This is a genomic window from Rathayibacter oskolensis, assembly GCF_900177245.1.
Taxonomy (GTDB): Bacteria; Actinomycetota; Actinomycetes; order Actinomycetales; family Microbacteriaceae; genus Rathayibacter; species Rathayibacter oskolensis.
In genome coordinates, this window is sequence record NZ_FXBM01000001.1 from 1,295,368 (window position 1) to 1,317,078 (window position 21,711).

The following is a 21,711-nucleotide window of genomic DNA, read 5'->3' on the forward strand; positions in this document are numbered from 1 at the left end:
GACCTCCCGTTACAACGATGTAACGCTGCTGATCAAGCGCTATGACCGACTCGCTCGCGGGCCGTCGAACACAGTTCCGTCACTCGCGCTGCCACACGACGAGGAGGTCGACATGGTGTCACAATTCACCCGACGGGCATTTCTGGGCGGTTCTCTCGCCGCGGCGAGCACTCTTGCGCTCGCCGGCTGCGCAGGCAGTCCGGTCGGAGCCGGGCTCTTCGGCAGCCCGCTGAACCCCGAACAGCTCATCTTCTGGAGCCTCTTCGGCGGCGGCGACGGCAGCCGGATGCAGGAGATGGAGGCAGGCTACGCGGAAGAGAACGGCGGCCCCGGCTCGCTCCAGTCCACCGTCTTCGCGTGGGGCAACCCGTACTACTCCAAACTGACGCTCGCCACCGTAGGCAACAAGCCGCCGGACGTCGCGGTCGCGCACCTCACGCGGGCGAAGCCGCTGTACGAAGGCGGAATCCTCGACCCGATCACGGAAGAGGACCTCGCATCGGTCGGCATGTCCTCCACCGACTTCAACCCGGCCTCCTGGGACGCCCAGAAGACAGACGGCAAGAACATAGCGATCCCGCTCGACACCCACCCGCTCGTGATGTTCTTCAACTCCGACATCTGCGGCCAGGCGGGGCTGCTGGATCCCGACGGGAAGCTGAAAGACCTCACCGGCCTCGAGACGTTCGAATCCGCGCTCGACGCGATCGCCAGGGTCACCGGCGGCACGGCGATCACCTTCGGGAACGTCAATGAGACCGCGACTCCCTGGCGTGTGTTCTGGACGCTCTACAACCAGATCGACGGCGTGACGCCGTTCCTCTCCGACAACGGAGCGACGATCTCGGTCGACGAGGATGCCTTCCTCCTGGTGACCACGAAGATCCAGGACTGGGTGAACAAGGGCTGGCTGAACACGGGCCTCGACTACGCCGGTGCGCAGACGGCGATGTTCACGGGACAGTCCGGCATCTTCCTCCAGGGGGAGTGGGAGATCACCACGGCGCAGTCGATCGAGGGCCTCACCTTCGGGATGGTGCCGGTTCCGCAACTGTTCGACAGACCGGCCGTGCAGGCCGACTCCCACACCTTCGTTCTGCCTCGCAAGGACCGCACCCCGGAGCAGCGCCTGCAGGCGATGGGCTTCATCAAGTCGATGCTCGACCAAGGCCAGACCTGGGCGATGGGCGGCCACGTGCCCGCGTATCTTCCGACCCTCGAGAGCGCCGACTACAAGGCGCTCGAGCCTCAAGCCGACTACTCGTCCGCGGCCGACTACGCCGTCTACGACGACCCGGCCTGGTACGGCGGATCAGGATCGACCTTCGAGGTCACCGTGGGCGCGCAGCTCGCACTCGTCCAGCAGCTGTCGCTGTCGCCCGAGGGTGCCCTGAAGGCCATCAAGGATCAGCTCGCGATCTACACGAACACCCCCAGCCCTCTCTGACCCGCTCTCGACCGCTGACCCCTGGAGGTACAACGACGTGACCGCCGCACCTGCACTCATCCGCCCCGCCCCGACATCGCCATCGAGTCGCGGCACCACGGGATCCCGCCGCACCCGCGGCGAGAGCCGGGGAGCCTGGCTCTTCATCGCTCCCTTCGGACTCTTCTATCTGGCCTTCCTCCTCGGGCCGGCCGTCTGGATGGCCATCTCCAGCTTCTTCAACACCTCGACAGTGCGAACGGGCCTGGGCTCGTTCGCCGGCTTCGCGAACTACACCGAGATGCTCTCGCGCGCCGACTTCTGGAGCGCGATGTGGCACACGCTCCAGTTCACGCTGTACACGGTGCCTCCGCTCGTGATCATCGCCTTCGTCTTCGCGATCCTCACCAACCGGGTTCGGCACGGGCAGTGGTTCTTCCGCCTCGCGTTCTTCCTGCCGTACATCCTCCCGTCGGCGACCATCTCGCTGATCTGGCTGTTCATCTTCACGCCGGGCACGGGCCTGTGGGCGACTGCGCAGGGCTGGTTCGGTATCACCGGCGCAACCGGCGTGCTGGCGGACCCCAACACCGCGATGATCGGTATCGCGGTCGCCACCGTCTGGTGGACTCTCGGCTTCAACTTCGTGCTCTACCTCGCCGGACTCCAGGAGATCCCGCGTGAGCTGTACGAAGCCGCGGCCATCGACGGGGCAACGCCCTGGCAGCAGATCCGCTTCATCACGCTGCCGCTGCTGAACCGCACCACGACGCTCGTGATCCTGCTGCAGATCATCGCGTCCCTGAAGATCTTCGACCAGGTCTACCTGATGACGTCCGGCGGCCCCGGCATCTCGACCCAGGTCGCACTCGGACTCGTCACGAACGTCGGCTTCACCGACAACCGCTTGGGCGCGGCCTCCGCCGCATCGGTCCTCCTCCTCATCGTCATCGTCGCCATCGCGCTGATCCGTCAGTACATCGACCGCGCTGCCACCCGAAAGGCGGCCTGATCATGGCCATCACCGACGCTCCTCGCGCCACGAAGTCGCCGATCTCCGGCGCCGCTCCTCTGGCCAGGCCGACCGCAGCCCGCGTGGGCACGGGCAACCGAACCTTCAGCATCGTCTCGGCCACCGTGCTCATCGTCTTCGCGATCATCTGGCTCATCCCCAGCCTGTTCGCGCTCAAGACGTCGCTGACTGCGAACGGGGTGGCTGCGCTCGGTGCCCCGGAGATCATGAAGGACCTGAACCCCACCCTCTACTCGTACGCCACGCTCTTCCAAGCCGGCGACATCTGGAACTGGTACCTCGCCTCGGGCATCACCTCGGTCGTCACGGCCGTGCTGACCGTCCTCTTCGCCTCGATGGCGGCCTTCGCGCTGTCGCGATTGACGTTCCGCGGCTCGAACGTCGTGCTGCTGCTCATCCTGTTCGGGATCATGATCCCCGGCCAGGTGCTGATCATCCCGATCTTCCAGGAGCTCGGCGCCCTCGACCTGCTCAACACCTACTGGTCGGTGATCTTCCCGCAGGTTCCCGCCGCGATCGCGGTGTTCATCTTCAAGCAGTTCTTCGACGGGATCCCGAAGGAACTCGAGGAGGCCGCCCGCATCGACGGCGCCGGCCTGTGGAAGATCTACTGGTCGGTCATCATGCCGCTCTCGCGCCCCGTGATCGCGGCCGTCGTGATCCTCACGTTCGTCGGGGTGTGGAACAACCTCCTGCTGCCGCTGTTCGTGCTCTCCAACCCGAACCTGATGACCATCCCGGTCGGCCTCGCCACCGTGCAGGGTTCGTTCGGCCAGCGCTTCGCCGACATCCAGGCCGGCGCCCTGCTGGCGGCACTCCCGCTGATCATCATGTACCTGGCGTTCCAGCGTCAGATCGTCGAAGGCGTCACCGGCTCGGGCCTCAAGGGCTGACCTCCGCACCCCCGCCTGCGGGTGGGTGCGCAATCTTCCTTCACACCTACGTTAGGAACTCCATGCCCACGGCACACATCGTCATCGACCGCGACTTCACGATCGGGCCGGTGCCGCGTCGCCTGTTCGGCTCGTTCGTCGAGCACATGGGACGCTGCGTCTACACCGGCATCTACGAGCCCGGCCACGAGCAGGCTGACGAGCGCGGCTTCCGCCGGGACGTCCTCGAACTCGTCAAGGAGCTCGGCGCCACCGTCGTCCGCTACCCGGGCGGCAACTTCGTCTCCGGTTACAACTGGGAGGACGGCGTCGGCCCCGCATCGGAGCGCCCCCGCCGCCTCGACGGCGCCTGGCACACGGTGGAGAGCAACGCCTTCGGGCTCCACGAGTTCGTCGACTGGTCGAAAGAGGCCGGCGTCGAGATCATGGAGGCCATCAACCTCGGTACCCGCGGCGTCGACGCCGCACGCGAGCTCGTCGAGTACGCCAACCACCCCGGCGGCACCGCCCTGTCGGATCGCCGCATCGCCAACGGCGCCGCGGATCCGTTCGACATCAAGCTCTGGTGCCTCGGCAACGAGCTCGACGGCCCGTGGCAGATCGGCCACAAGACAGCCGACGAGTACGGTCGGCTCGCTCAGGAGGCCGGCAAGGCCATGCGTTTCGTCGATCCGTCCATCGAGCTCGTGGCCGTCGGATCGTCCAACTCGGGGATGGAGACCTTCGGCTCGTGGGAGCACACCGTCCTCTCGCACGCCTATGACGAGGTCGACTACATGTCGATGCACGCCTACTACCAGGAGCACGACGGCGATGCGGCGTCATTCCTCGCCTCCTCCGTCGACATGGACTACTTCATCGAGTCGGTCGTCGCGACCTGCGATGCGGTGCGGGCCAAGCGCAAGGCGAAGAAGTACATCAACCTCTCGTTCGACGAGTGGAACGTCTGGTATCAGTCGGGGCTCGACACCGACGACCAGCCGAGCGCTGTCTCGCAGTCGTGGCGAGAGCATCCCCGCCTCATCGAGGACACGTACAGCGTGACCGACGCCGTCGTCGTCGGCACCCTGCTCAATTCGCTGCTGCGTCACGGCGATCGTGTGTCGATCGCCAACCAGGCGCAGCTCGTCAACGTCATCGCGCCGATCCGCTCGGAGGAGAACGGGCCGGCGTGGAAGCAGACGATCTTCTGGCCGTTCGCCCGTATGGCGGCGCTCGCGCAGGGGCAGATCCTGCGCACGGCAGTGACCTCCGACAAGGTCGACGCGGGAACGTTCGGCGACGCCGACCAGGTCGACGTCTCCGCGACCTACGACGCCGACCGTGGCGTCGTCGCGTTCTTCCTCGCCAACCGCGGACTCGACGGCGCATCGGCCGTCTCGATCTCGCTGCGCGGCTTCACGGGCGGCCGGGTGCTGCGCGCCGAACTGCTGGAGGTGCCGTCGGGTGGCACGCGCCACACGGCGAACACGCTCGACGCGCAGGATGCTGTCGGGCTCGTGCCGCTCGCGGGAGTGGTGGTCGACGGTTCAGTCCTCACACTGGCGCTGCCCGCGCTGTCGTGGGCGGTCGTGGAGGTGTCGGTGAGCGCGGCGTAGGGGAGGTGCGGGTGCCCGCCTCGGTCACCCTTCGGCTCGTCGCACCTCGCTCGGTTCATCGCAGATGCCCGCGACCGCGTGCCGATGTGGTGGACCATCGACCGCACCGCGGCCGCGCTGTGCGAGGCGACGTCGACGAATCGTTCCGCCCGACCGCCGAGGCCGATGATCAGACATCCGCCCGGATCGGCAGGGCCTGCGTGTGTGATCAGCAGGGGATCGCACGGGGAGGAGGCGTTCCTCCGCCTCGCGTGCCCTGGATGGCCCCCAACCCCTGCGAATCGCACACCCAGGTCTGCAGGTCGCACATTCCCTGCAGAATCCGCATACCCCTACAGATCGCACACCACGCCCCCAGCCGCACCCTCCCGCAGCCCGCACCCGGCCCGCGCCGCAGCTCGCCCACCGCGCGCCGGTACCCTGGGCGCATGGCTGAACGCACCTCCTGGTCGCTCGGTCGCGCACTGCGCGGCCTGTTCGAGAAGCGCACGATCGACGACCAGACGTGGGACGACCTCGAGACCGCTCTGATCACCGCCGACTTCGGTCCGGACATCACCGAGGAGATGGTCGCCGACCTGCGGGCCAAGGTCGAGCGCTACAGCACGACCGACCCGCGCGACCTGCAGCGCATGCTCCGCGAGTCGCTCGAGGAGCGCCTGTCGAAGTACGACACGACCCTCAAGCTCAGCGAGCGCCCCGCGGTGATCCTCGTCGTCGGAGTCAACGGCGTCGGCAAGACGACGACCATCGGCAAGTTCGCCAGGTTCCTCCGCAACTTCGATCGCAGCGTGGTGGTGGGAGCAGCCGACACCTTCCGCGCGGCCGCCGTCGACCAGCTCGCCACCTGGGCCCAGCGCGCCGACGCGCAGATCGTCCGCCCGCAGCAGGAGCGCCAGGACCCGGCGTCCGTCGCCTTCCAGACCGTCCAGTTCGCGAAGGACAACGGCATCGAGATGGTCATCATCGACACCGCCGGCCGCCTGCACACCAAGGGCGGTCTGATGGACGAGCTGACCAAGATCAAGCGCGTCATCGAGAAGCAGGCCCCGATCTCCGAGATCCTGCTGGTGCTCGACGCGACGACCGGGCAGAACGGCCTCAGCCAGGCGGAGGCCTTCATCGAGCACGCCGGCGTCACCGGCCTCGTGATCACGAAGCTCGACGGTTCGGCGAAGGGCGGCTTCGTCCTCGCCGTGCAGGAGAAGACCGGCATCCCGATCAAGCTCGTCGGCCAGGGCGAGAAGATCGGCGATCTCACCGGCTTCACGCCCCACGTCTTCGCGCAGCAGCTCGTCGGCTGACCCGGGCCGCTTCCCCCGCCGCGAGATGCCTCTCCGGTGCGCGACACGCTGCGGGAGGCGTACCGAAGCGGCATCTCGCGGAAGGCGTCAGACCGCCTGCGCGAACCCGAGGGCCGCGTCGGCCAGGTGCCGCAGGTGCTCCGGCACCGGCAGTCCCTTCGACTCCATCGAGCGCGCCCACAGCCGCCCCGCCCGGTAGGAGGAGCGCACGAGCGGCCCCGACAGCACGCCGAGGAAGCCGATGTCCTCCGCCTCCTCCTTGATCGCGACGAACTCCTCCGGATGCACCCAGCGGTCGACCGGGAGGTGCCGCGCCGTCGGCCGCAGGTACTGCGTGATCGTGACGATGTCGGTGCCCGCGTCGTGCAGATCCTGCAGCGCCTGCGAGATCTCCTCGCGCTCCTCGCCCATGCCGAGGATGAGGTTCGACTTCGTGATCAGCCCCGCCTCGCGCCCCTGGGTCAGCACCTCCAGCGAGCGCTCGTAGCGGAACGCCGGCCGGATCCGCTTGAAGATCCGCGGCACCGTCTCGACGTTGTGCGCGAACACCTCGGGCTCCGCGTCGAACACGCGGCGGAGGTGCTCGGCACGGCCCGTGAAGTCGGGCACGAGGATCTCGACGCCCGTGCCCGGCGACTGCTCGTGGATCTGCCGGATCGTCTCGGCGTAGAGCCAGGAGCCCTCGTCGGGCAGGTCGTCGCGGGCGACCCCGGTGACGGTGGCGTAGCGGAGGTTCATCCGCGCCACCGACTCGCCGACCCGTCGCGGCTCGTCGGCGTCGTAGTCGGCCGGCTTCCCGGTGTCGATCTGGCAGAAGTCGCAGCGCCGTGTGCACTGCGCGCCGCCGATCAGGAACGTCGCCTCGCGATCCTCCCAGCACTCGAAGATGTTCGGGCAGCCCGCCTCCTGGCAGACGGTGTGCAGCTCCTCGTTCTTCACGAGCGACTGCAGCTTCTGGTACTCGGGGCCCATCGTCGCCTTCGTGCGGATCCACGGCGGCTTCCGCTCGATCGGGGTCTCGGCGTTGCGGACCTCGAGGCGCAGCAGCTTGCGCCCACCGGTGTCGGCGCTCACGCGGCGAGCCCCTCGGAGGCGCTGACGTCCGCGGCGAAGGCGGGTGCCGCCTCCGAGAACCTCGCCATGACCCGCGCCCGCACCACGGCCATCGGGAGTGCACTGCCGAGCTCGCGCTCGATCGTCGTGACGCCCGCGTCGGCGATGCCGCACGCCACGATGCGCGTGTAGGGCTCGAGGCTGTTCGACACGTTCAGCGAGAAGCCGTGCATCGTCACTCCGCTCGCGACGCGGATCCCGATCGCCGCGATCTTGTCGGCTCCGGAATCGCGTTGGACCCAGACCCCCGAGCGCCCGTCGACCCGCCCGCCCTCGACGCCCAGATCGCGGAGCACCTCGATGATCACGCCCTCGAGCGACCGGACGTAGGCGACCACGTCGACCGGCTCGCGCAGCCGCACGAGGGGGTACCCCACCAGCTGGCCCGGCCCGTGCCAGGTGATGCGTCCGCCACGGTCGACGTCGACGACGGGTGAGCCGTCGCTCGGCCGCTCGTGGGGCTCAGTGCGCCTGCCCGCAGTGTAGACGGAGGCGTGCTCGCACAGCACCAGGGTGCTCGGCCGCGCGCCGGCGACAATCTCGGCGTGCAGGCGGCGCTGCAGCTGCCAGCCGTCTCGGTAGTCCAGGGGTTCTGCGGAGTCGCCCGCTACGAGAGTCTCGATCACGGGGCCACCCTAGTGACATTCCTGCACTCGGTACAGTTAATCGGCGGCGTTCGACGCCGATCGGGCCGGTCCGCGGCTCCGGTAGAATTCCGGGCATCATGGCTACTTTCGGCACCCTCTCCGATCGACTCGTCGAGACGTTCAAGAACCTCCGCACCAAGGGCAAGCTCTCCGCCTCGGATGTGGACGGCACCGTCCGCGAGATCCGTCGCGCGCTGCTCGACGCAGACGTCGCGCTCGAGGTCGTCAAGGAGTTCACCGGCAAGGTGCGCGAGCGCGCCCTCGGAGACGAGGTCAACAAGGCGCTCAACCCGGCCCAGCAGGTCGTGCAGATCGTCAACGAGGAGCTCGTCGCGATCCTCGGCGGTCAGTCGCGCCGCCTCGAGTTCGCGAAGCGCCCGCCGACCGTCATCATGCTCGCCGGCCTCCAGGGCGCGGGCAAGACGACCCTCGCGGGCAAGCTCGGCAAGTACCTCGGCAAGGACGGCCACACGCCGCTGCTGGTCGCGGCCGACCTCCAGCGCCCGAACGCCGTGCAGCAGCTGCAGGTCGTCGGCGAGCAGGCCGGAGTCGCGGTGTTCGCCCCGCAGCCCGGCAACGGGGTCGGCAACCCTGTCAAGGTCGCCCAGGAGGCGATCCGCTACGCCACCGACAAGCAGTACGACACGGTCATCATCGACACCGCGGGACGCCTCGGTGTCGACGCCGACATGATGAAGCAGGCCTCCGACATCCGCCGCGTCACGAACCCCGACGAGGTGCTCTTCGTCATCGACGCGATGATCGGCCAGGACGCGGTGGCGACCGCGAAGGCGTTCCAGGAGGGCGTCGACTTCACCGGAGTCGTGCTCTCGAAGCTCGACGGCGACGCCCGCGGAGGCGCGGCCCTGTCGGTCGCCTCGCTGACCGGCCGCCCGATCCTCTTCGCGTCCACGGGCGAGTCGCTCGACGACTTCGAGCAGTTCCACCCCGACCGCATGGCGAGCCGCATCCTCGACCTCGGCGACGTGCTGACCCTCATCGAGCAGGCGCAGTCCGCGTTCGACGAGGACGAGGCGCGCCGGGTCGCCGAGAAGATCATGAGCGACTCCTTCACGCTCGACGACTTCCTCAGCCAGATGCAGCAGCTGCGCAACATGGGCTCGATCAAGAAGATGATCGGCATGCTGCCCGGTGCCAAAGGCATGCGCGAGCAGCTCGACCAGTTCGACGAGCGCGAGATCGTGCGGACCGAGGCGATCATCCAGTCGATGACGAAGGCCGAGCGCCAGAACCCGAAGCTGCTCAACGGCTCGCGCCGCCTGCGCATCGCCCGGGGCTCGGGCATGACCGTGACCGACGTCAACCAGCTCGTGATCCGCTTCGACCAGGCCGCCAAGATGATGAAGACGGTCGCCAAGGGCGGCATGCCGAACGTTCCCGGCATGGGTCCGGTCCCCGGGGCGGGCTACGGCGGCAAGCCGAAGCCGCAGAAGAAGAAGAGCTCGAAGTCGGGCAACCCGGCCAAGCGCGCGGCCGAGAACGCCGCGCTCACCGCGGGTGCGCGTCCGACCGAAGCCGGCGGCTCGGGCTTCGGCCTGGGCGGCGGTGCCGGCAAGGGCGCGGCGCAGCCCACTCCCGAAGAGCTGGAGCAGCTGCAGAAGCTCCTCGGCCGATGACCCGGCCGACGCGGCGGGTGCTCGGTGCCGCCGCGGCACTCGTCGTCGTGCTCGGGCTCGCGGGCTGCGCAGAGGGCTCGGGAGTCGACGCGGCGTCGGCGCCCGCGCCCGACGAGCTCGTCGGCCGCTGGGTGACCGGGTTGTCCTACGACTCCCCGGAGGTGCCCTTCCTCCTGATCGCCGACAACGGCACCTGGACCGGGTCCGACGGCTGCAACGGCGCCCAGGGGGAGTGGTCGATCGACGAGCAGGGGGGTCTCACGGTCGAGGCGGGCATGAGCACGGAGATCGCCTGCGACGGAGTCGCTCTGCCCACGATCTTCACCGACTCCGCGATGGCCTCGATCGACGGAGGGCGCCTCCGCCTCTTCGACGACGCCGGCGCCACCACCGTCAAGCTCGCACGCTCGACGACCGACGAGGCGCCGACCGCCGCGCCCGACCCCGCCGGCGAGTAGGGGCGGTTCCGCTCCACCGCGACGCCATCGGCGAGGGCTAGCGTGAAGGCATGACAACCGCACCCGCGCGCCCCGTCCGCATCGGCGTCCAGATCGCCCCTCAGCACGTCCCCTACGAGGTCATCCGCGACACGCTCGCCGAGCTCGAGGACATCGGCGTCGACATCGCCTTCAACTGGGACCACTTCTTCCCCCTCTCCGGCGAGCCCGACGGCCTGCACTTCGAGGGTTGGAGCATGCTCGCCGCCTGGGCCGAGCAGACGAGCCGCATCGAGTTCGGGCCGCTCGTGAGCTGCAACAGCTACCGCAACCCCGATCTGCTCGCCGACATGGCGCGCACGGTCGACCACATCAGCGCGAAGGGTGCGGAGGGTCGTCTCATCTTCGGCATCGGCTCGGGCTGGTTCGAACGCGACTACGACGAGTACGGCTACGAGTTCGGGACCGCCGGCTCGCGGCTCGACGAGCTGTCGGAGGCGATGCCGCGCATCCGCAGCCGCTGGGAGAAGCTGAACCCCGCTCCCACCCGCGACATCCCGGTGATGATCGGCGGAGGTGGCGAGAAGAAGACGCTGCGCATCGTCGCCGAGCACGCCGACATCTGGCACAGCTTCTCGGACGTGCCGACCCTCGAGCGCAAGCTCGGCGTGCTGTCGGAGTGGTGCGGCAGGGTCGACCGCGACCGGGCCGCCATGGAGATCTCGACCGGCGCGAGCGTGCGCGGGGGAGTCGGCGACGCCTCCTTCGGCGTGCTCGACGAGCAGTTCGACCTCGGCGCCACCCTCTTCACCCTGGGCATCACGGGCCCCGACATCGACCTCGCCCCGGTGCGCGACCTGCTCTCCTGGCGCGACGGCAAGAACGCCTGATCGCGGCCCCGTGCCGCTCCCGGGTCCGCACGCTGCGGGCCCGGGACGCGCTGCCGGTCGAGTAGCCGCGCAGCGGCGTCTGAGACCCGCCCGGCGCCGCTCTCCGCACCCCTCAGTCCGGCGCGTCCGTCGCCCGCACGTCGGTCGGGGCCGACTGCGCGAGCCCTGCCTTCTCGACCGCGAGGGCGAACGCCTCCGCCAGCGCCAGCTGCCCCGCCTCGGTGGGATGCACCCCGTCCTCGGCGAGGAGGCCGTCGGTGCGCAGCGGGTCCGGGTACTCCAGCGCCGCCCCTCCCGCGTCCGTCACGGCCTCGACGAGCGCCGCGTCGTAGGCGTCCAGATCGTCGGGCCGCGGATCCGGTCCCCAGACCGAGTCGAGCGCGATGAGCTGAGCCGACGGCACCGCCTCCCGGATCGCCGTGATCGCCGGGGGGATCGCCGCGGTGACGTCGTCGCTCGGAGACCCGAGGTCGTTGCTGCTCGCGATCACCACCACGACGTCGGGCTCGGTCTCGGCGATGTCGTCTCCCCGCTCGCCGATCGGCTCACCGCAGGCGCCGGGTCGGACGAAGCCGCCGCCGTCGCAGCCGAGATTGGTGACCGTCCAGCCGAACGCGTCTCCGGCCAGGACCGGCCAGGCCGCCTCCGCCTCGAGCCCGTACCCGCGCACGATGCTGTCGCCGACGAAGGTGACGCGGGCGCCGACGGGGACGGCGCCCCCGAGCGCCAGCGGGGCCGGGTCCGCGGTGATCGCCTCCGACGGAGAGACCGGAGGCGCCGACGTTCCCTCGCCGTCCGGTGCGTCGGCCGAGGAGCACCCCGAGAGCAGCAGGGCCACGACGACGCCGGCCGCCGCGACGAGGGGCGGAGCCGCCCGTCTCATGCCCTCGGGTCCCGGAGTCCGTCCCGCAGCTCGCCCGCGAGTGCGCGGACGACGGCCTTCAGATCGCCGTCGTTCTCGGCCGCGATCCGCAGCTGCCGCTGATAGCTCGCGCCCGCCACCAGGATGAGCTCGACGTCGGCGAGCTCCTTCGCGCAGTCCAGCCGCTCGGCGACGGGAGCCAGCGTCTGCAGCAGCTCGCGGATGTCGTCGGTGACCAGCCGCTCCGCACCGGTCGCGTCGAGGATGATCTCGGCATCGAGGCCGTATCTCGCCGCGCGCCACTTGTTCTCGCGGACGTACCAGGGCTGCATCGTCGGCAGGGCCTCGCCGGCGTCCAGCCGCGACGACAGGTGCTCGACCAGGCACTGGATGAGGGCGGCGACCGCGCCGATCTCCTCCGGAGAGGAGAGCCCGTCACAGGCCCGCATCTCGAGCGTGCCCCACTGCGGCGAGGGGCGGATGTCCCAGCGCACCTCCGTGTGGTCGTCGATGACGCCCGTGCGCATCATGTCGTCGACGTACTCCTCGTAGTTCGCCCAGGCGCCGAACTGGGGCGGCAGGCCGGCCGTCGGCAGCTGCTGGAACATCAGCGCGCGGTTCGACGCGTAGCCGGTGTCGACTCCGCCCCAGAACGGGCTCGAGGCCGACAGGGCCTGCAGGTGGGGGTAGTAGTCGAGCAGGGAGTTCAGGATGGCCAGGACCTTGTCGCGGTCCTCGATGCCCACGTGCACGTGGATGCCCCAGATCATCATGTTGCGACCCCACCACTGCGTGCGGTCGATGAGCCGGTGGTACCGCTCCTTGTCGGTGATGCTCTGGTCGTACCACTGCGCGAAGGGGTGGGTCCCGGAGCAGACGAGGTCCAGGCCCATCGGATCGGTGATCTCGCGCACCTGACGCAGCTGGTTCTGCAGATCGGCGACGGCGTCGCGCACCGTTCGGTGGACACCGGAGACCAGCTCCACCGTGTTGCGCAGCAGCTCTCCCGTGATGTGGGGGTGCGGCGCGCCGTCGTCGTCGCGCAGCGCCTCGAGCACGACGTCGGCGACGTTGGCGAGGTCGCCCGTCTGCCGGTCGACGATGGCGACCTCCCACTCGATCCCGAGGGTCGAGCGGTCGGAAGTGGCGAAGCTGATCTCCATGACGGCGTCCTCGTCGATCCGGCGCCCGGAGGATCGGAGCGCGCCTCCACATCCTCGCATCCGGCGCCGGACCGGCGTCCGGGACGCGCCCCCGCGCTCGTCCAGCGGCCCTCCCGGGCGTCCGGAGGCGCGCCGGAACGAACCGACTGGGTGTCGAGCCCGCGGACCGGGACTTTTTCTGGCAGAATGATCCGTCGGGTCCGAGGCGGTCGACCCTCTACTCACCGCCGACGAAACCCCCTCGAGCTTCCGCCGGGTGTGCCCCCACGCTCACGGCTCAGTTCATCCATCTCGACCACTCATGGTCAACGACCACACAGGAGAATTGTGGCTGTCAAGATTCGTCTGAAGCGCCTCGGCAAGATCCGGGCGCCCTACTACCGCATCGTCGTCGCCGACTCGCGCACCAAGCGCGACGGCCGCGTGATCGAGGAGATCGGCAAGTACCACCCGACCGAGGAGCCCTCGTTCATCCAGGTCGACTCGGAGCGCGCGCAGTACTGGCTCGGAGTCGGCGCGCAGCCGACCGAGCAGGTCGCGGCGATCCTCAAGCTGACCGGCGACTGGGGCCGCTTCAAGGGCGACGCCGACGCCGTCAGCACCGTCAAGGTGAAGGAGCCGAAGGCTCCGTTCGTCGTCGACGCGAAGAAGAAGCCCGTCCTCAAGCCGAAGTCCGAGGCTCCCGCCAAGGCCGCCGCGCCCGAGGCCGCCGCCGACGAGACCTCCACCGAGGCGTAGTCCATGCTCGCTCCTGCCGTCGAGCACCTCGTCAAGGGGATCGTCGAGAACCCCGATGAGGTCCGTGTCGTGGCTACGAGCTCCCCACGCGGAGAGGTCCTCGAGGTGCGCGTGCACCCCGAGGACCTCGGCCGCGTGATCGGACGTTCCGGTCGCACCGCCAAGGCCGTCCGCACCCTGGTCGCCGCCCTCGCCGACGGTCGCCGCGTGCGCGTCGACGTCGTCGACACCGACAAGTAGAGGTGTCGATCCCCGAACCGGGCACGACGCAGCTCCGCGTCGCCCGACTGACCAAGGCCCACGGCCTCAAGGGCGCGATCAAGCTCGAGCTCTACACCGATGAGCCCGACAAGCGCTTCACTCCCGGTGCCGCCTTCACGTTGCAGGTGCCCCGCACCTCCGAGTGGCACGGGAAGAAGCTCGAGCTGGTCGAGCTGCGCTGGTACAACAGCCACGCCGTCGCGTTCTTCAAGGGCATCGAGGACCGCAGCGCGGCCGAGACGCTCCTCAAGGCGATCCTCTGGATCGACGAGGACGTGCAGACCGAGCCGGGCGACGACGACAGCTGGTACGACTACCAGCTCGTCGGCCTCAAGGTCGTCCGCGAGGGCGTCGAGGTCGGCACCGTCCGGCGCGTCGACCACTTCCCCGCGCAGGACCTCCTCATCGTCGCGACGCCCGCCGGAGAGGTGATGGTGCCGTTCGTGAACGCCATCGTCCCGTCGATCGACCCCGTCGCGGGAGTCGTGACGGTGACGCCTCCGGTGGGGCTCTTCGAGGAGGCGCCCGAGGAGGAGCCGGCCGAGGTGGACCTCTCGGGCGTGGATCTCGCAGATCCGGCGCTGAGCGCGCGCCAGCCGGTCGCGCCGGAGACCGACGCGGACAGTGACGCCCCGGCGACCGGCGCGGAGCCCGACGCCTCGTCGATCGACTCCGAGCCCGACTCCTCCGAGGAGGAGCCCCGGTCGTGAGGATCGACATCGTCACGATCTTCCCCGAGTTCTTCGGAGTGCTCGACATCAGCCTGCTCGGGCGCGCCCGGCAGAGCGGACTGATCGAGCTCGGCGTGCACGACCTGCGGGAGTTCACCCACGACCGGCATCGCACCGTCGACGACACTCCCTACGGCGGCGGCGCCGGCATGGTGATGCGTCCGGAGCCGTGGGGCGAGGCGCTCGACGCCCTGGTCGTCCCCGAGGCCGATCCGGTGGTCGTCTTCCCGTCGCCCGCCGGCGAGCTCTTCACGCAGGCGACCGCGGCGGAGCTCGCTCTCGAGTCGTCCCTCGTCTTCGGCTGCGGCCGGTACGAGGGCATCGACCAGCGCGTCATCGACCACACCGCGCAGCGAGCGCGCGTCCGGATGATCAGCCTCGGCGACTACGTCCTCAACGGGGGAGAGGTCGCCGTCATGGCGATGATCGAGGCGATCGGGCGACTCGTCCCCGGCGTCGTGGGCAACCCGGCGAGCCTGGTCGAGGAGAGCCACTCCGACGGCCTGCTCGAGTACCCGAGCTACACCAAGCCCGCCTCGTGGCGCGGTCTCGAGGTTCCTCCGGTGCTGCTCAGCGGCAACCACGGAGCCATCGCCGCCTGGCGGCACGAGCAGAGCGTCGAGCGCACCCGCCGCGTGCGCCCCGAGCTGCTCCCCTAGTCGTCGCGGCTCCTCCTCAGCGCGAGATGCCGCTCGCGCAGCGCGAGGAACAGCGGGAACGCGAAGGCGAGCGCGACCAGCGGCGCGAGCAGCACCAGGATCCACACCCGGCGCATCCCGATCCGGCGCCCCTCGACCACCATGAACGCGACCGCCGCGATCGCGACGACGAGCAGGTCGGTCGTGATCGACGACACCGCGGGGCCGCCACCCGAGAGATCTCCGAGGAAGTCGACGCTCTCGAGCACGGCGCGGATGTTCCACGACCACGTCCCGATCAGGCCGGCGATCGCGAGCACGAGGTAGACGAGGGCGAGCGGTGTCCAGCCGCGGCGCAACGCGCTCATCGTGCCGCCTCCGCTCGCCGCGTCAGCGTGACCACCGTGCCGCCGAGGAGCAGCGCGACCGCGACTCCGCCGAACGTGAGCGTGAGCGCATCCGGAGCGACGATCGACTGACCGCGCAGCGCCTGCCAGCAGGTCAGCGCGACCGCGGCGGCCCACGCGATCGCGGCGATCGCGACCAGACGGAGGCGGGTGGCCGGATCCCGCAGCGCGCGCACCCCGGGTGCGAGGCGGTCGAGCGCGATCGCCAGGAGCGGCAGGCCCTGCAGCGCGTGCATGCCGACGAAGTGCGGGATGCGGAGGTCGCCGCCGCTGGTGCTCCAGCCGAGGAGGGGCAACCCGGCTCCGCCGTCGGCGACGCCGACCGCGTGCGCACCGACGATGCCGTGGTAGTCCGAGAGCTGCGACGCCGTTGGACCCGTCATCAGGAACGCGAGCGCCATGCCGACGAGTCCGATGGCGAGCCCCGCGCGCACTGCCAGAGCGAGGGCCGGATCCGGGAGCGGCACTCGCACGAGCAGAGCCGCGATCACCAGGGTGACCAGCCAGACGACCACGATCGAGACGGCCATCGCGCCCCACAGCGCGGTGTGGAGGGGCGTTGAGACGTTGAAGTGGCTGGTGACTCCGAAGGCTGCCGCGCCGGCGATGATCACCATCTCGGTCGCGAGGCCGGCGACGGCGATACTGCCCAGAGCCGAGGCGAGGCGCCGGCGGCGGGGGAGGAGGCCGATCAGCCAGGCGAGGGTCACCGAGTAGACCGCGATCGAGAGGCAGAACTTGAGCGGCTTCGCCCAGAGCGGCTGTCCGCCGAGCTCGCGGGGATCGATGATCAGAGCGACGACGCAGAGGGCGGCGCCGACGGCCATGGCGACCGCGAGGACCAGGAGCGGTCGGTGCGGAGCGGGCCGCTCGGACTCGCGGGCGGTCGCGCGGTCCTCGGTGGTGGCGCTCATCGTGCCGCCTCGAAGCGCGTCTGCGTCTCGCGCGCCTGGGCGATGCGGCGGAGCGACTGCAGCACCACGTCGCCCAGCGCCGTCCCGACGGCGGCGATCGACGCCTGCTCGCTGACGCTGCTGCGCGCCTCGAGTTCGTCGAGATCGGCGCGGGCCACGAGGCGAGCCGCCTCCGCGTAGCTCTCGAGCCACGCCGGGGTCATCGCACCGCCCGACACCTCGAGCGCGTCGAGAGCGCGAGCCGCAGTGGCGACCGCGGGGTGCTCGCAGACGGTCTCGCCGACGAGGGCGTGGATCCGCCCGATCGACTCGGGCGACGCGGGGGTCGCGGAGTCGGCGTTCGCCGAGACCACGTCCTGTGCGACCTCGAACGCGACCGATGGGGGATCACCGCGATCGAGGACGGTGGTGATGCGCTTGGCGCCGGCGATGCCGACTCCGCCGCTCTCGATCAGTGCACGCAGGAGCTGCAGTCGCGCCAGATGCTCGTCGCCGTAGTCGGCCCGCTGCGGGCCGGAGGAGACCCCCGGGGCGAGGATCCCCTCGCGGATGTAGTACTTGATCGTCGCCACGCTGATGCCGCTGGCGTCGCTGAGCTCGGAGATGCGCATGTGGAGAGTATGGCTATCTGATAGTGCCGCTGTCCAGCACACCGGAGCGTTCGGCCCGGACGAACCGGTGCGGCTCGCAGGATCCTCGGATTCCTGCAAGCCGAATCGCTCTCCGCGAGCCGGAGAGTCAGCTGCGCGCTGTCAGCACCTCGACGCCGGTCTCCGTGATCGCGATCGTGTGCTCCATGTGGGCGCCGCGCGATCCGTCGCGGCTGCGGAGGGTCCAGCCGTCCTTGTCCGTGAAGATCTTGTCGGTCGACTGCAGGAACCACGGCTCGATCGCGACGACGAGCCCCGGCCGGAGCGGATAGCCGCGCCCGGCCCGTCCGTCGTTGGCGATGTGCGGATCGCCGTGCATGGTGCGCCCGACCCCGTGCCCGCCGAAGTCGGTGTTGATCGAGAGGCCGTCGGCCCGCGCGACGGCGGCGATGGCGGCCGAGATGTCGCCGATCTTCCCGCCGGGCCGGGCGGCCGCGATGCCCGCGTCCAGCGCGCGGGTCGTGGTGTCGATCAGCGCGAGGTCCTCGGGGCGCGGCGTGCCGACCACGATGCTGACGGCGGAGTCGGCCACCCAGCCGTTCACCGACGCCGCGAAGTCGAGGGTGAGCAGGTCGCCGTCGCGCAGTCGGTAGTCGAACGGCAGACCGTGCAGCACGGCGTCGTTCACGGAGGTGCAGAGCACCTTGCCGAACGGGCTGGCTCCGAAGGAGGGGTGGTAGTCGATGTAGCACGACTCGGCGCCCGCCTCGCGGATCATGTCGTGGGCGAGGCGGTCGAGCTCCAGGAGGTTCACACCGACTCCGGCGGCCGCGGACGTCGCCCTCAGCACGTCCGCGACGAAGCGGCCGGCGGGGCGCATCTCCTCGATCTCGGCGGGGGTGCGTAGCTCGATCATGCTGATCCTCTCGGCATCCGCTGAGGCGTCGTTCAGCGGTGGTGGGTACGGTCGGTGCATGCGCACGCGACGGGCTTTCGGTTCCTGGCAGTATCCTGCGGCGATCGTCCTGCCCCTGTGGATCCTCCTCGGGTACGGACTCTTCGGGGGATCGAGCGGGTGGACCGTCCTCGGTCTCGTCGTCGCCCTCCCCATTCTGGCGGTCTGCCTCGCCGTGGTGGCCGCGATCGTCTCTTTCCGGGTGACTGTGCGGCCGACGCGCACTCCCGCGTGGGGCGACGTCGCGGCGGTCGGAGCGTGGCACGCCTCCCTCCTCGCGTTCGGGTTCTTCCCTCCCGGCGCCTGGGCGATCGGGCTCCTCTCGATGGTCCTCGGTCTCGTCGCGTTCTGGCACTCCACCTGGCGGTTCGTCACCGACGCGCGAGCGACGCTCCTCGCGTTCGCGGAGGCGACCTCCGTGCAGGGGGCCGGCGGTCCACGCCCGGTCGCGGGCGACGGCTTCGACCCCGAGCGTCCGCAGGACGGTCAAACGATCGTCCTCTGACCCGTCTCTGCCCGGGGCGGACCACCGAGCACGGTCTGCTTTGACGCGGGCTCGCGCGGCATGACAGAATAAGCGCTTGTGCCTGGCGCAGGCTCTGCCACAGGGGAGCCGCGACGACGCGAGGCGCGCACCGACTCCCATCAACGAAACGGTGCTCGACCTGTGGCGGGCACGGAGAGCGATACATCATGCACATCCTCGATTCCGTCGATGCGGCGTCCCTCCGGACCGACATCCCCGACTTCCGAGCCGGCGACACCGTCAAGGTCCACGTGAACATCGTCGAGGGCTCGCGCTCGCGCATCCAGGTCTTCCAGGGCGTCGTCATCGGCCGCTCCAACGAGGGCGTCCGCGAGACCTTCACGGTCCGCAAGGTCAGCTTCCAGGTCGGCGTCGAGCGCACCTTCCCGGTGCACTCCCCGGTCATCGACCACATCGAGGTCGTCACCCGTGGCGACGTCCGCCGCGCGAAGCTCTACTACCTGCGCAACCTCCGCGGCAAGAAGGCGAAGATCAAGGAGAAGCGCTCCTAGGGCGCACTCCGCTCAGCTCTTCCCGGACCCCGGCCCATCTATGATGGACCGGGGTCCGACCCTTTTCCGGGAGCCGACCCATCGAGGGTTCCGGCCCTCTCCGGGGGTTCCGGCCCCGGTGATGCACAGTAGGGGCGACCGCACGCGATGACAGACAGCACGACGCCGGTCCGCCTCCCCGGCGACGGCGAGCACGCCCGCCACTCCGCCGAGCCGGGCGAGGGCCGCCGCCCGCGTCGGCGACGCGGCGTCCTGCTCTTCCTCCGCGACGTGCTCATCATCTTCGTGGTGGCGGTCCTGGTGTCCTTCCTCGTCAAGACGTTCCTGATCCGCTCGTTCTACATCCCGTCCTCCTCGATGGAGCAGACGCTCGTCGAGAACGACCGGATCCTCGTGAACGAGCTCGTCCCCGACGTGATGCCCCTCTCTCGCGGCGACGTCGTCGTCTTCCGCGACCCGGGCGGATGGCTCTCGCCCAGCAGCGAGCCCGACGTCCCCGCCTTCCAGGCCGCCGTCGACTCCGCCCTCGCGGTCGTCGGGCTCACGGCTCCCGACAGCAACGACCACCTCATCAAGCGCGTCATCGGCCTCCCCGGCGACCGGGTGACGTGCTGCACTCCTCTCGGCCAGATCGAGATCAACGGCAACCCCATCGACGAGCCCTACGTGAAGCTGCCCGACGGAGTGACGGCCGTCTCGGCGACCCCGTTCGACGTGGTCGTCCCCGAGGGCTCGCTCTGGGTGATGGGCGACAACCGCTACAACTCCGCCGATTCGCGCTACAACACCGATAAGCCGGGCGACGGCTTCGTCCCGATCGACAACGTGGTCGGTCGCGCGATCCTGGTCACCTGGCCGATCCAGCAGTGGGCCTGGCTCGACGACTACCCCTCGGTGTTCCGCGGGGTCGAGACCGACACCTCACAGGAGAGCCTCGACGACACCGAGAGCGGCGAGGGCTAGGTGGTCGTCGCCGATCCGACGCTGACCATGGAGCGGCGGCTGTTCCGCCAGGGCTACGAGAGCGTCATCGGGTGCGACGAGGTCGGGCGCGGCGCGATCGCCGGCCCCGTCTCGGTCGGAGTCGTCTCGATCGGCTCCCGCTGCGGCCGCTTCCCCGAGGGACTGCGCGATTCGAAGCTGCTCGCACCCGCTCGGCGCGAGGCGCTGCTCCCGGGAGTCGTGAAGTGGGTCTCCGGCTGGGCGATCGGCGAGTCGTCCGCCGACGAGATCGACGACTCCGGGATCATCGCGGGTCTCGGTCGAGCGGCCTCGCGCGGCATCGAGCGCCTCGTCGACCAGGGCGTCGACCTCGCGACGTCGGTGGTCCTGCTCGACGGCAAGCACGACTGGCTCAGCCCTGCCCTGGGGCCCTGGGCGGCGGAGCTGACGATCGTGACCCGGATCAAGGCCGACCGCGACTGCGCCTCCGTCTCGGCCGCCTCCGTGCTGGCGAAGGTCGGTCGCGACGGGCAGATGGTGCGACACCACGACGACTTCGCCGATTACGCCTGGGACAGCAACAAGGGCTACGGGAGCGCCGCTCACTGGTCGGGTCTCGACCGTGTGGGTCCGTCCCCGCTGCACAGGGTGACCTGGCTGTCGCGCTCGCGCGAGGCCGTCGCGGAACCCTCGGAGGAGCTCTCCTCATCGGCGTCCGGCGCCTCCGCACCGGCGTAGGATTGACGGACGATGGATGAGGACGAATTCGAGGACTACGACCGCGAGGTCGAGCTGGCACTGTACCGGGAGTACCGCGACGTCGTCTCGCAGTTCTCGTACGTCGTCGAGACCGAGCGCCGGTTCTACCTGGCGAACGAGGTCGAGCTGGTCCGCCGCGACACCGAGCACGACTTCTACTTCGAGCTGACCATGCGCGACGTCTGGGTCTGGGACGTCTACCGCTCCGACCGCTTCGTGAAGTCGGTGCGCGTGCTGACCTTCAAGGACGTCAACGTCGAGGAGCTCTCCCGCAAGGAGTTCGAGCTGCCCAAGGAGCTCGCGCTCGACGAGTAGCGCTCCGTCCGTCTCCGGCTTCGGTGAGTCCGTCGCCCGAGCAGACTCGCCGTTCCTTCGGCGCATCGGAACTGGACCTCCTGTATGGTGCCCGTCGTGGCGAACCAGAGACGAATCGAGTGGTCGGAGCTCTCCATCCTCAATGTCGGGAAGCCGATCCTGATCGGCAGAGGCAACAGCTTCCGAGCTGAGGTGGTCCGTTACATCGAGTGGAATGACGAGGGGATCACCGTCCGACTCGAGTCGGGGGCGACCGTGAAGTCGGACGATTCCTTCGGAGTTCCCGCGCTCTGGGTCCTCGAGGACTAGTCGCGCTTCGCGGTCGTCGAACCGGCGATCTCCTCCGAACGCCCCCACCCCCTGCTCGAGCGAACCGGGTGCTCGCAGGGGGAGGACGCCCATTGGGCTTCAGGTCGCCAT

At 69.6% G+C, this 21,711-nt stretch carries 26 protein-coding genes; 18 read left to right on the forward strand and 8 right to left on the reverse strand.

All coding sequences use genetic code 11. The annotated features are described in order from the left end of the window. The first annotated feature begins 112 nt into the window (after window positions 1-112). The 5 genes from B9Y99_RS06275 to ftsY all read left to right on the forward strand — a co-directional run bounded on the left by B9Y99_RS06275 (window position 113) and on the right by ftsY (window position 6,254). Window positions 113-1,447: an extracellular solute-binding protein gene (locus tag B9Y99_RS06275; protein WP_085475666.1), complete on the forward strand. Its 1,335-nt coding sequence runs from the start codon at window positions 113-115 to the stop codon at window positions 1,445-1,447. Window positions 1,448-1,484: 37 nt separating this feature from the next. Then, a complete protein-coding gene (locus tag B9Y99_RS06280; protein ID WP_085475667.1) occupies window positions 1,485-2,438 on the forward strand; it encodes a carbohydrate ABC transporter permease in 954 nt (317 codons plus the stop codon). A gap of 2 nt (window positions 2,439-2,440) precedes the next feature. After that, complete coding sequence (locus tag B9Y99_RS06285) at window positions 2,441-3,352, forward strand: carbohydrate ABC transporter permease (protein ID WP_085475668.1); 912 nt, start codon at window positions 2,441-2,443, stop codon at window positions 3,350-3,352. Window positions 3,353-3,414: 62 nt separating this feature from the next. Next, window positions 3,415-4,950: an arabinosylfuranosidase ArfA gene (gene arfA / locus B9Y99_RS06290; RefSeq protein ID WP_085475669.1), complete on the forward strand. Its 1,536-nt coding sequence runs from the start codon at window positions 3,415-3,417 to the stop codon at window positions 4,948-4,950. A gap of 428 nt (window positions 4,951-5,378) precedes the next feature. Then, the gene (gene ftsY / locus B9Y99_RS06295; RefSeq protein ID WP_085475670.1) at window positions 5,379-6,254 is read left to right on the forward strand and encodes a signal recognition particle-docking protein FtsY; all 876 of its coding nucleotides are present in this window, start codon (window positions 5,379-5,381) and stop codon (window positions 6,252-6,254) included. A gap of 87 nt (window positions 6,255-6,341) precedes the next feature. Here ftsY and lipA read toward each other — a convergent pair whose 3' ends face one another. Further along, on the reverse strand, window positions 6,342-7,328 hold the full coding sequence (gene lipA / locus B9Y99_RS06300) for a lipoyl synthase (RefSeq protein ID WP_208856889.1): 987 nt from the start codon (window positions 7,326-7,328) through the stop codon (window positions 6,342-6,344). Beyond that, window positions 7,325-7,993: a lipoyl(octanoyl) transferase LipB gene (lipB, locus tag B9Y99_RS06305; RefSeq protein WP_085475671.1), complete on the reverse strand. Its 669-nt coding sequence runs from the start codon at window positions 7,991-7,993 to the stop codon at window positions 7,325-7,327. Before lipB ends, lipA begins: the two co-directional genes overlap by 4 nt. Before the next feature lie 98 nt (window positions 7,994-8,091). Between lipB and ffh the strand changes: the two genes are divergently transcribed. From ffh to B9Y99_RS06320, 3 genes are read left to right on the forward strand one after another with little or no spacing between them, the layout of a single operon-like run. After that, entirely contained in the window at window positions 8,092-9,651 is a 1,560-nt protein-coding gene (gene ffh / locus B9Y99_RS06310; protein ID WP_085475672.1) for a signal recognition particle protein, read from the forward strand. Further along, entirely contained in the window at window positions 9,648-10,109 is a 462-nt protein-coding gene (locus tag B9Y99_RS06315) for an META domain-containing protein (protein WP_085475673.1), read from the forward strand. Before ffh ends, B9Y99_RS06315 begins: the two co-directional genes overlap by 4 nt. Window positions 10,110-10,159: 50 nt before the next feature. Continuing rightward, entirely contained in the window at window positions 10,160-10,978 is an 819-nt protein-coding gene (locus B9Y99_RS06320) for an LLM class F420-dependent oxidoreductase (RefSeq protein ID WP_085475674.1), read from the forward strand. Window positions 10,979-11,090: 112 nt separating this feature from the next. On the opposite strand, the gene B9Y99_RS06325 is transcribed toward B9Y99_RS06320, so the two are convergent. Continuing rightward, window positions 11,091-11,861: an SGNH/GDSL hydrolase family protein gene (locus B9Y99_RS06325; RefSeq protein ID WP_085475675.1), complete on the reverse strand. Its 771-nt coding sequence runs from the start codon at window positions 11,859-11,861 to the stop codon at window positions 11,091-11,093. Next, window positions 11,858-13,003, reverse strand: coding sequence for a glutamate--cysteine ligase (locus B9Y99_RS06330; protein ID WP_085475676.1), 1,146 nt, complete (start codon window positions 13,001-13,003; stop codon window positions 11,858-11,860). The genes B9Y99_RS06325 and B9Y99_RS06330 overlap by 4 nt, the downstream gene beginning before the upstream one ends. Before the next feature lie 327 nt (window positions 13,004-13,330). On the opposite strand from B9Y99_RS06330, the gene rpsP reads away from it, so the two are divergent. Genes rpsP through trmD form a run of 4 tightly spaced genes read left to right on the forward strand, consistent with a single transcriptional unit; the run spans window position 13,331 to window position 15,392 of the window. Next, window positions 13,331-13,741 (forward strand): 30S ribosomal protein S16, encoded by a 411-nt coding sequence (gene rpsP, locus B9Y99_RS06335; protein ID WP_085475677.1) that lies wholly within the window; start codon window positions 13,331-13,333, stop codon window positions 13,739-13,741. A gap of 3 nt (window positions 13,742-13,744) precedes the next feature. Next, window positions 13,745-13,981, forward strand: a complete 237-nt coding sequence (locus tag B9Y99_RS06340) for an RNA-binding protein (protein WP_055792605.1) — start codon at window positions 13,745-13,747, stop codon at window positions 13,979-13,981. A 2-nt stretch (window positions 13,982-13,983) separates the two neighbouring features. After that, window positions 13,984-14,712 (forward strand): ribosome maturation factor RimM, encoded by a 729-nt coding sequence (rimM, locus tag B9Y99_RS06345; protein ID WP_085475678.1) that lies wholly within the window; start codon window positions 13,984-13,986, stop codon window positions 14,710-14,712. Then, window positions 14,709-15,392, forward strand: a complete 684-nt coding sequence (gene trmD, locus B9Y99_RS06350) for a tRNA (guanosine(37)-N1)-methyltransferase TrmD (RefSeq protein WP_085475679.1) — start codon at window positions 14,709-14,711, stop codon at window positions 15,390-15,392. Before rimM ends, trmD begins: the two co-directional genes overlap by 4 nt. On the opposite strand, the gene B9Y99_RS06355 is transcribed toward trmD, so the two are convergent. The 4 genes from B9Y99_RS06355 to map form a co-directional block, all read right to left on the reverse strand. Continuing rightward, complete coding sequence (locus B9Y99_RS06355) at window positions 15,389-15,739, reverse strand: DUF2834 domain-containing protein (RefSeq protein WP_085475680.1); 351 nt, start codon at window positions 15,737-15,739, stop codon at window positions 15,389-15,391. The two genes, trmD and B9Y99_RS06355, sit on opposite strands and share 4 nt — an antisense overlap. Next, window positions 15,736-16,692, reverse strand: a complete 957-nt coding sequence (locus B9Y99_RS06360; RefSeq protein ID WP_085475681.1) for a hypothetical protein — start codon at window positions 16,690-16,692, stop codon at window positions 15,736-15,738. The genes B9Y99_RS06355 and B9Y99_RS06360 overlap by 4 nt, the downstream gene beginning before the upstream one ends. Beyond that, window positions 16,689-17,303, reverse strand: a complete 615-nt coding sequence (locus B9Y99_RS06365; protein ID WP_085475682.1) for a MerR family transcriptional regulator — start codon at window positions 17,301-17,303, stop codon at window positions 16,689-16,691. The genes B9Y99_RS06360 and B9Y99_RS06365 overlap by 4 nt, the downstream gene beginning before the upstream one ends. Window positions 17,304-17,430: 127 nt before the next feature. After that, window positions 17,431-18,198, reverse strand: coding sequence for a type I methionyl aminopeptidase (gene map / locus B9Y99_RS06370; protein ID WP_085475683.1), 768 nt, complete (start codon window positions 18,196-18,198; stop codon window positions 17,431-17,433). Window positions 18,199-18,256: 58 nt separating this feature from the next. Between map and B9Y99_RS06375 the strand changes: the two genes are divergently transcribed. From B9Y99_RS06375 to B9Y99_RS06400, 6 genes are all read left to right on the forward strand, one after another. Further along, the gene (locus B9Y99_RS06375) at window positions 18,257-18,742 is read left to right on the forward strand and encodes a hypothetical protein (protein WP_129587920.1); all 486 of its coding nucleotides are present in this window, start codon (window positions 18,257-18,259) and stop codon (window positions 18,740-18,742) included. A 188-nt stretch (window positions 18,743-18,930) separates the two neighbouring features. Further along, the gene (gene rplS, locus B9Y99_RS06380) at window positions 18,931-19,275 is read left to right on the forward strand and encodes a 50S ribosomal protein L19 (protein ID WP_085475685.1); all 345 of its coding nucleotides are present in this window, start codon (window positions 18,931-18,933) and stop codon (window positions 19,273-19,275) included. 147 nt (window positions 19,276-19,422) lie between these two features. Next, complete coding sequence (gene lepB / locus B9Y99_RS06385; RefSeq protein ID WP_085475686.1) at window positions 19,423-20,238, forward strand: signal peptidase I; 816 nt, start codon at window positions 19,423-19,425, stop codon at window positions 20,236-20,238. Beyond that, the gene (locus B9Y99_RS06390; RefSeq protein ID WP_085475687.1) at window positions 20,239-20,955 is read left to right on the forward strand and encodes a ribonuclease HII; all 717 of its coding nucleotides are present in this window, start codon (window positions 20,239-20,241) and stop codon (window positions 20,953-20,955) included. 12 nt (window positions 20,956-20,967) lie between these two features. After that, window positions 20,968-21,291: a DUF2469 family protein gene (locus tag B9Y99_RS06395; RefSeq protein WP_056044100.1), complete on the forward strand. Its 324-nt coding sequence runs from the start codon at window positions 20,968-20,970 to the stop codon at window positions 21,289-21,291. 96 nt (window positions 21,292-21,387) lie between these two features. After that, the gene (locus B9Y99_RS06400) at window positions 21,388-21,600 is read left to right on the forward strand and encodes a hypothetical protein (RefSeq protein ID WP_129587921.1); all 213 of its coding nucleotides are present in this window, start codon (window positions 21,388-21,390) and stop codon (window positions 21,598-21,600) included. Window positions 21,601-21,711 lie beyond the last annotated feature (111 nt).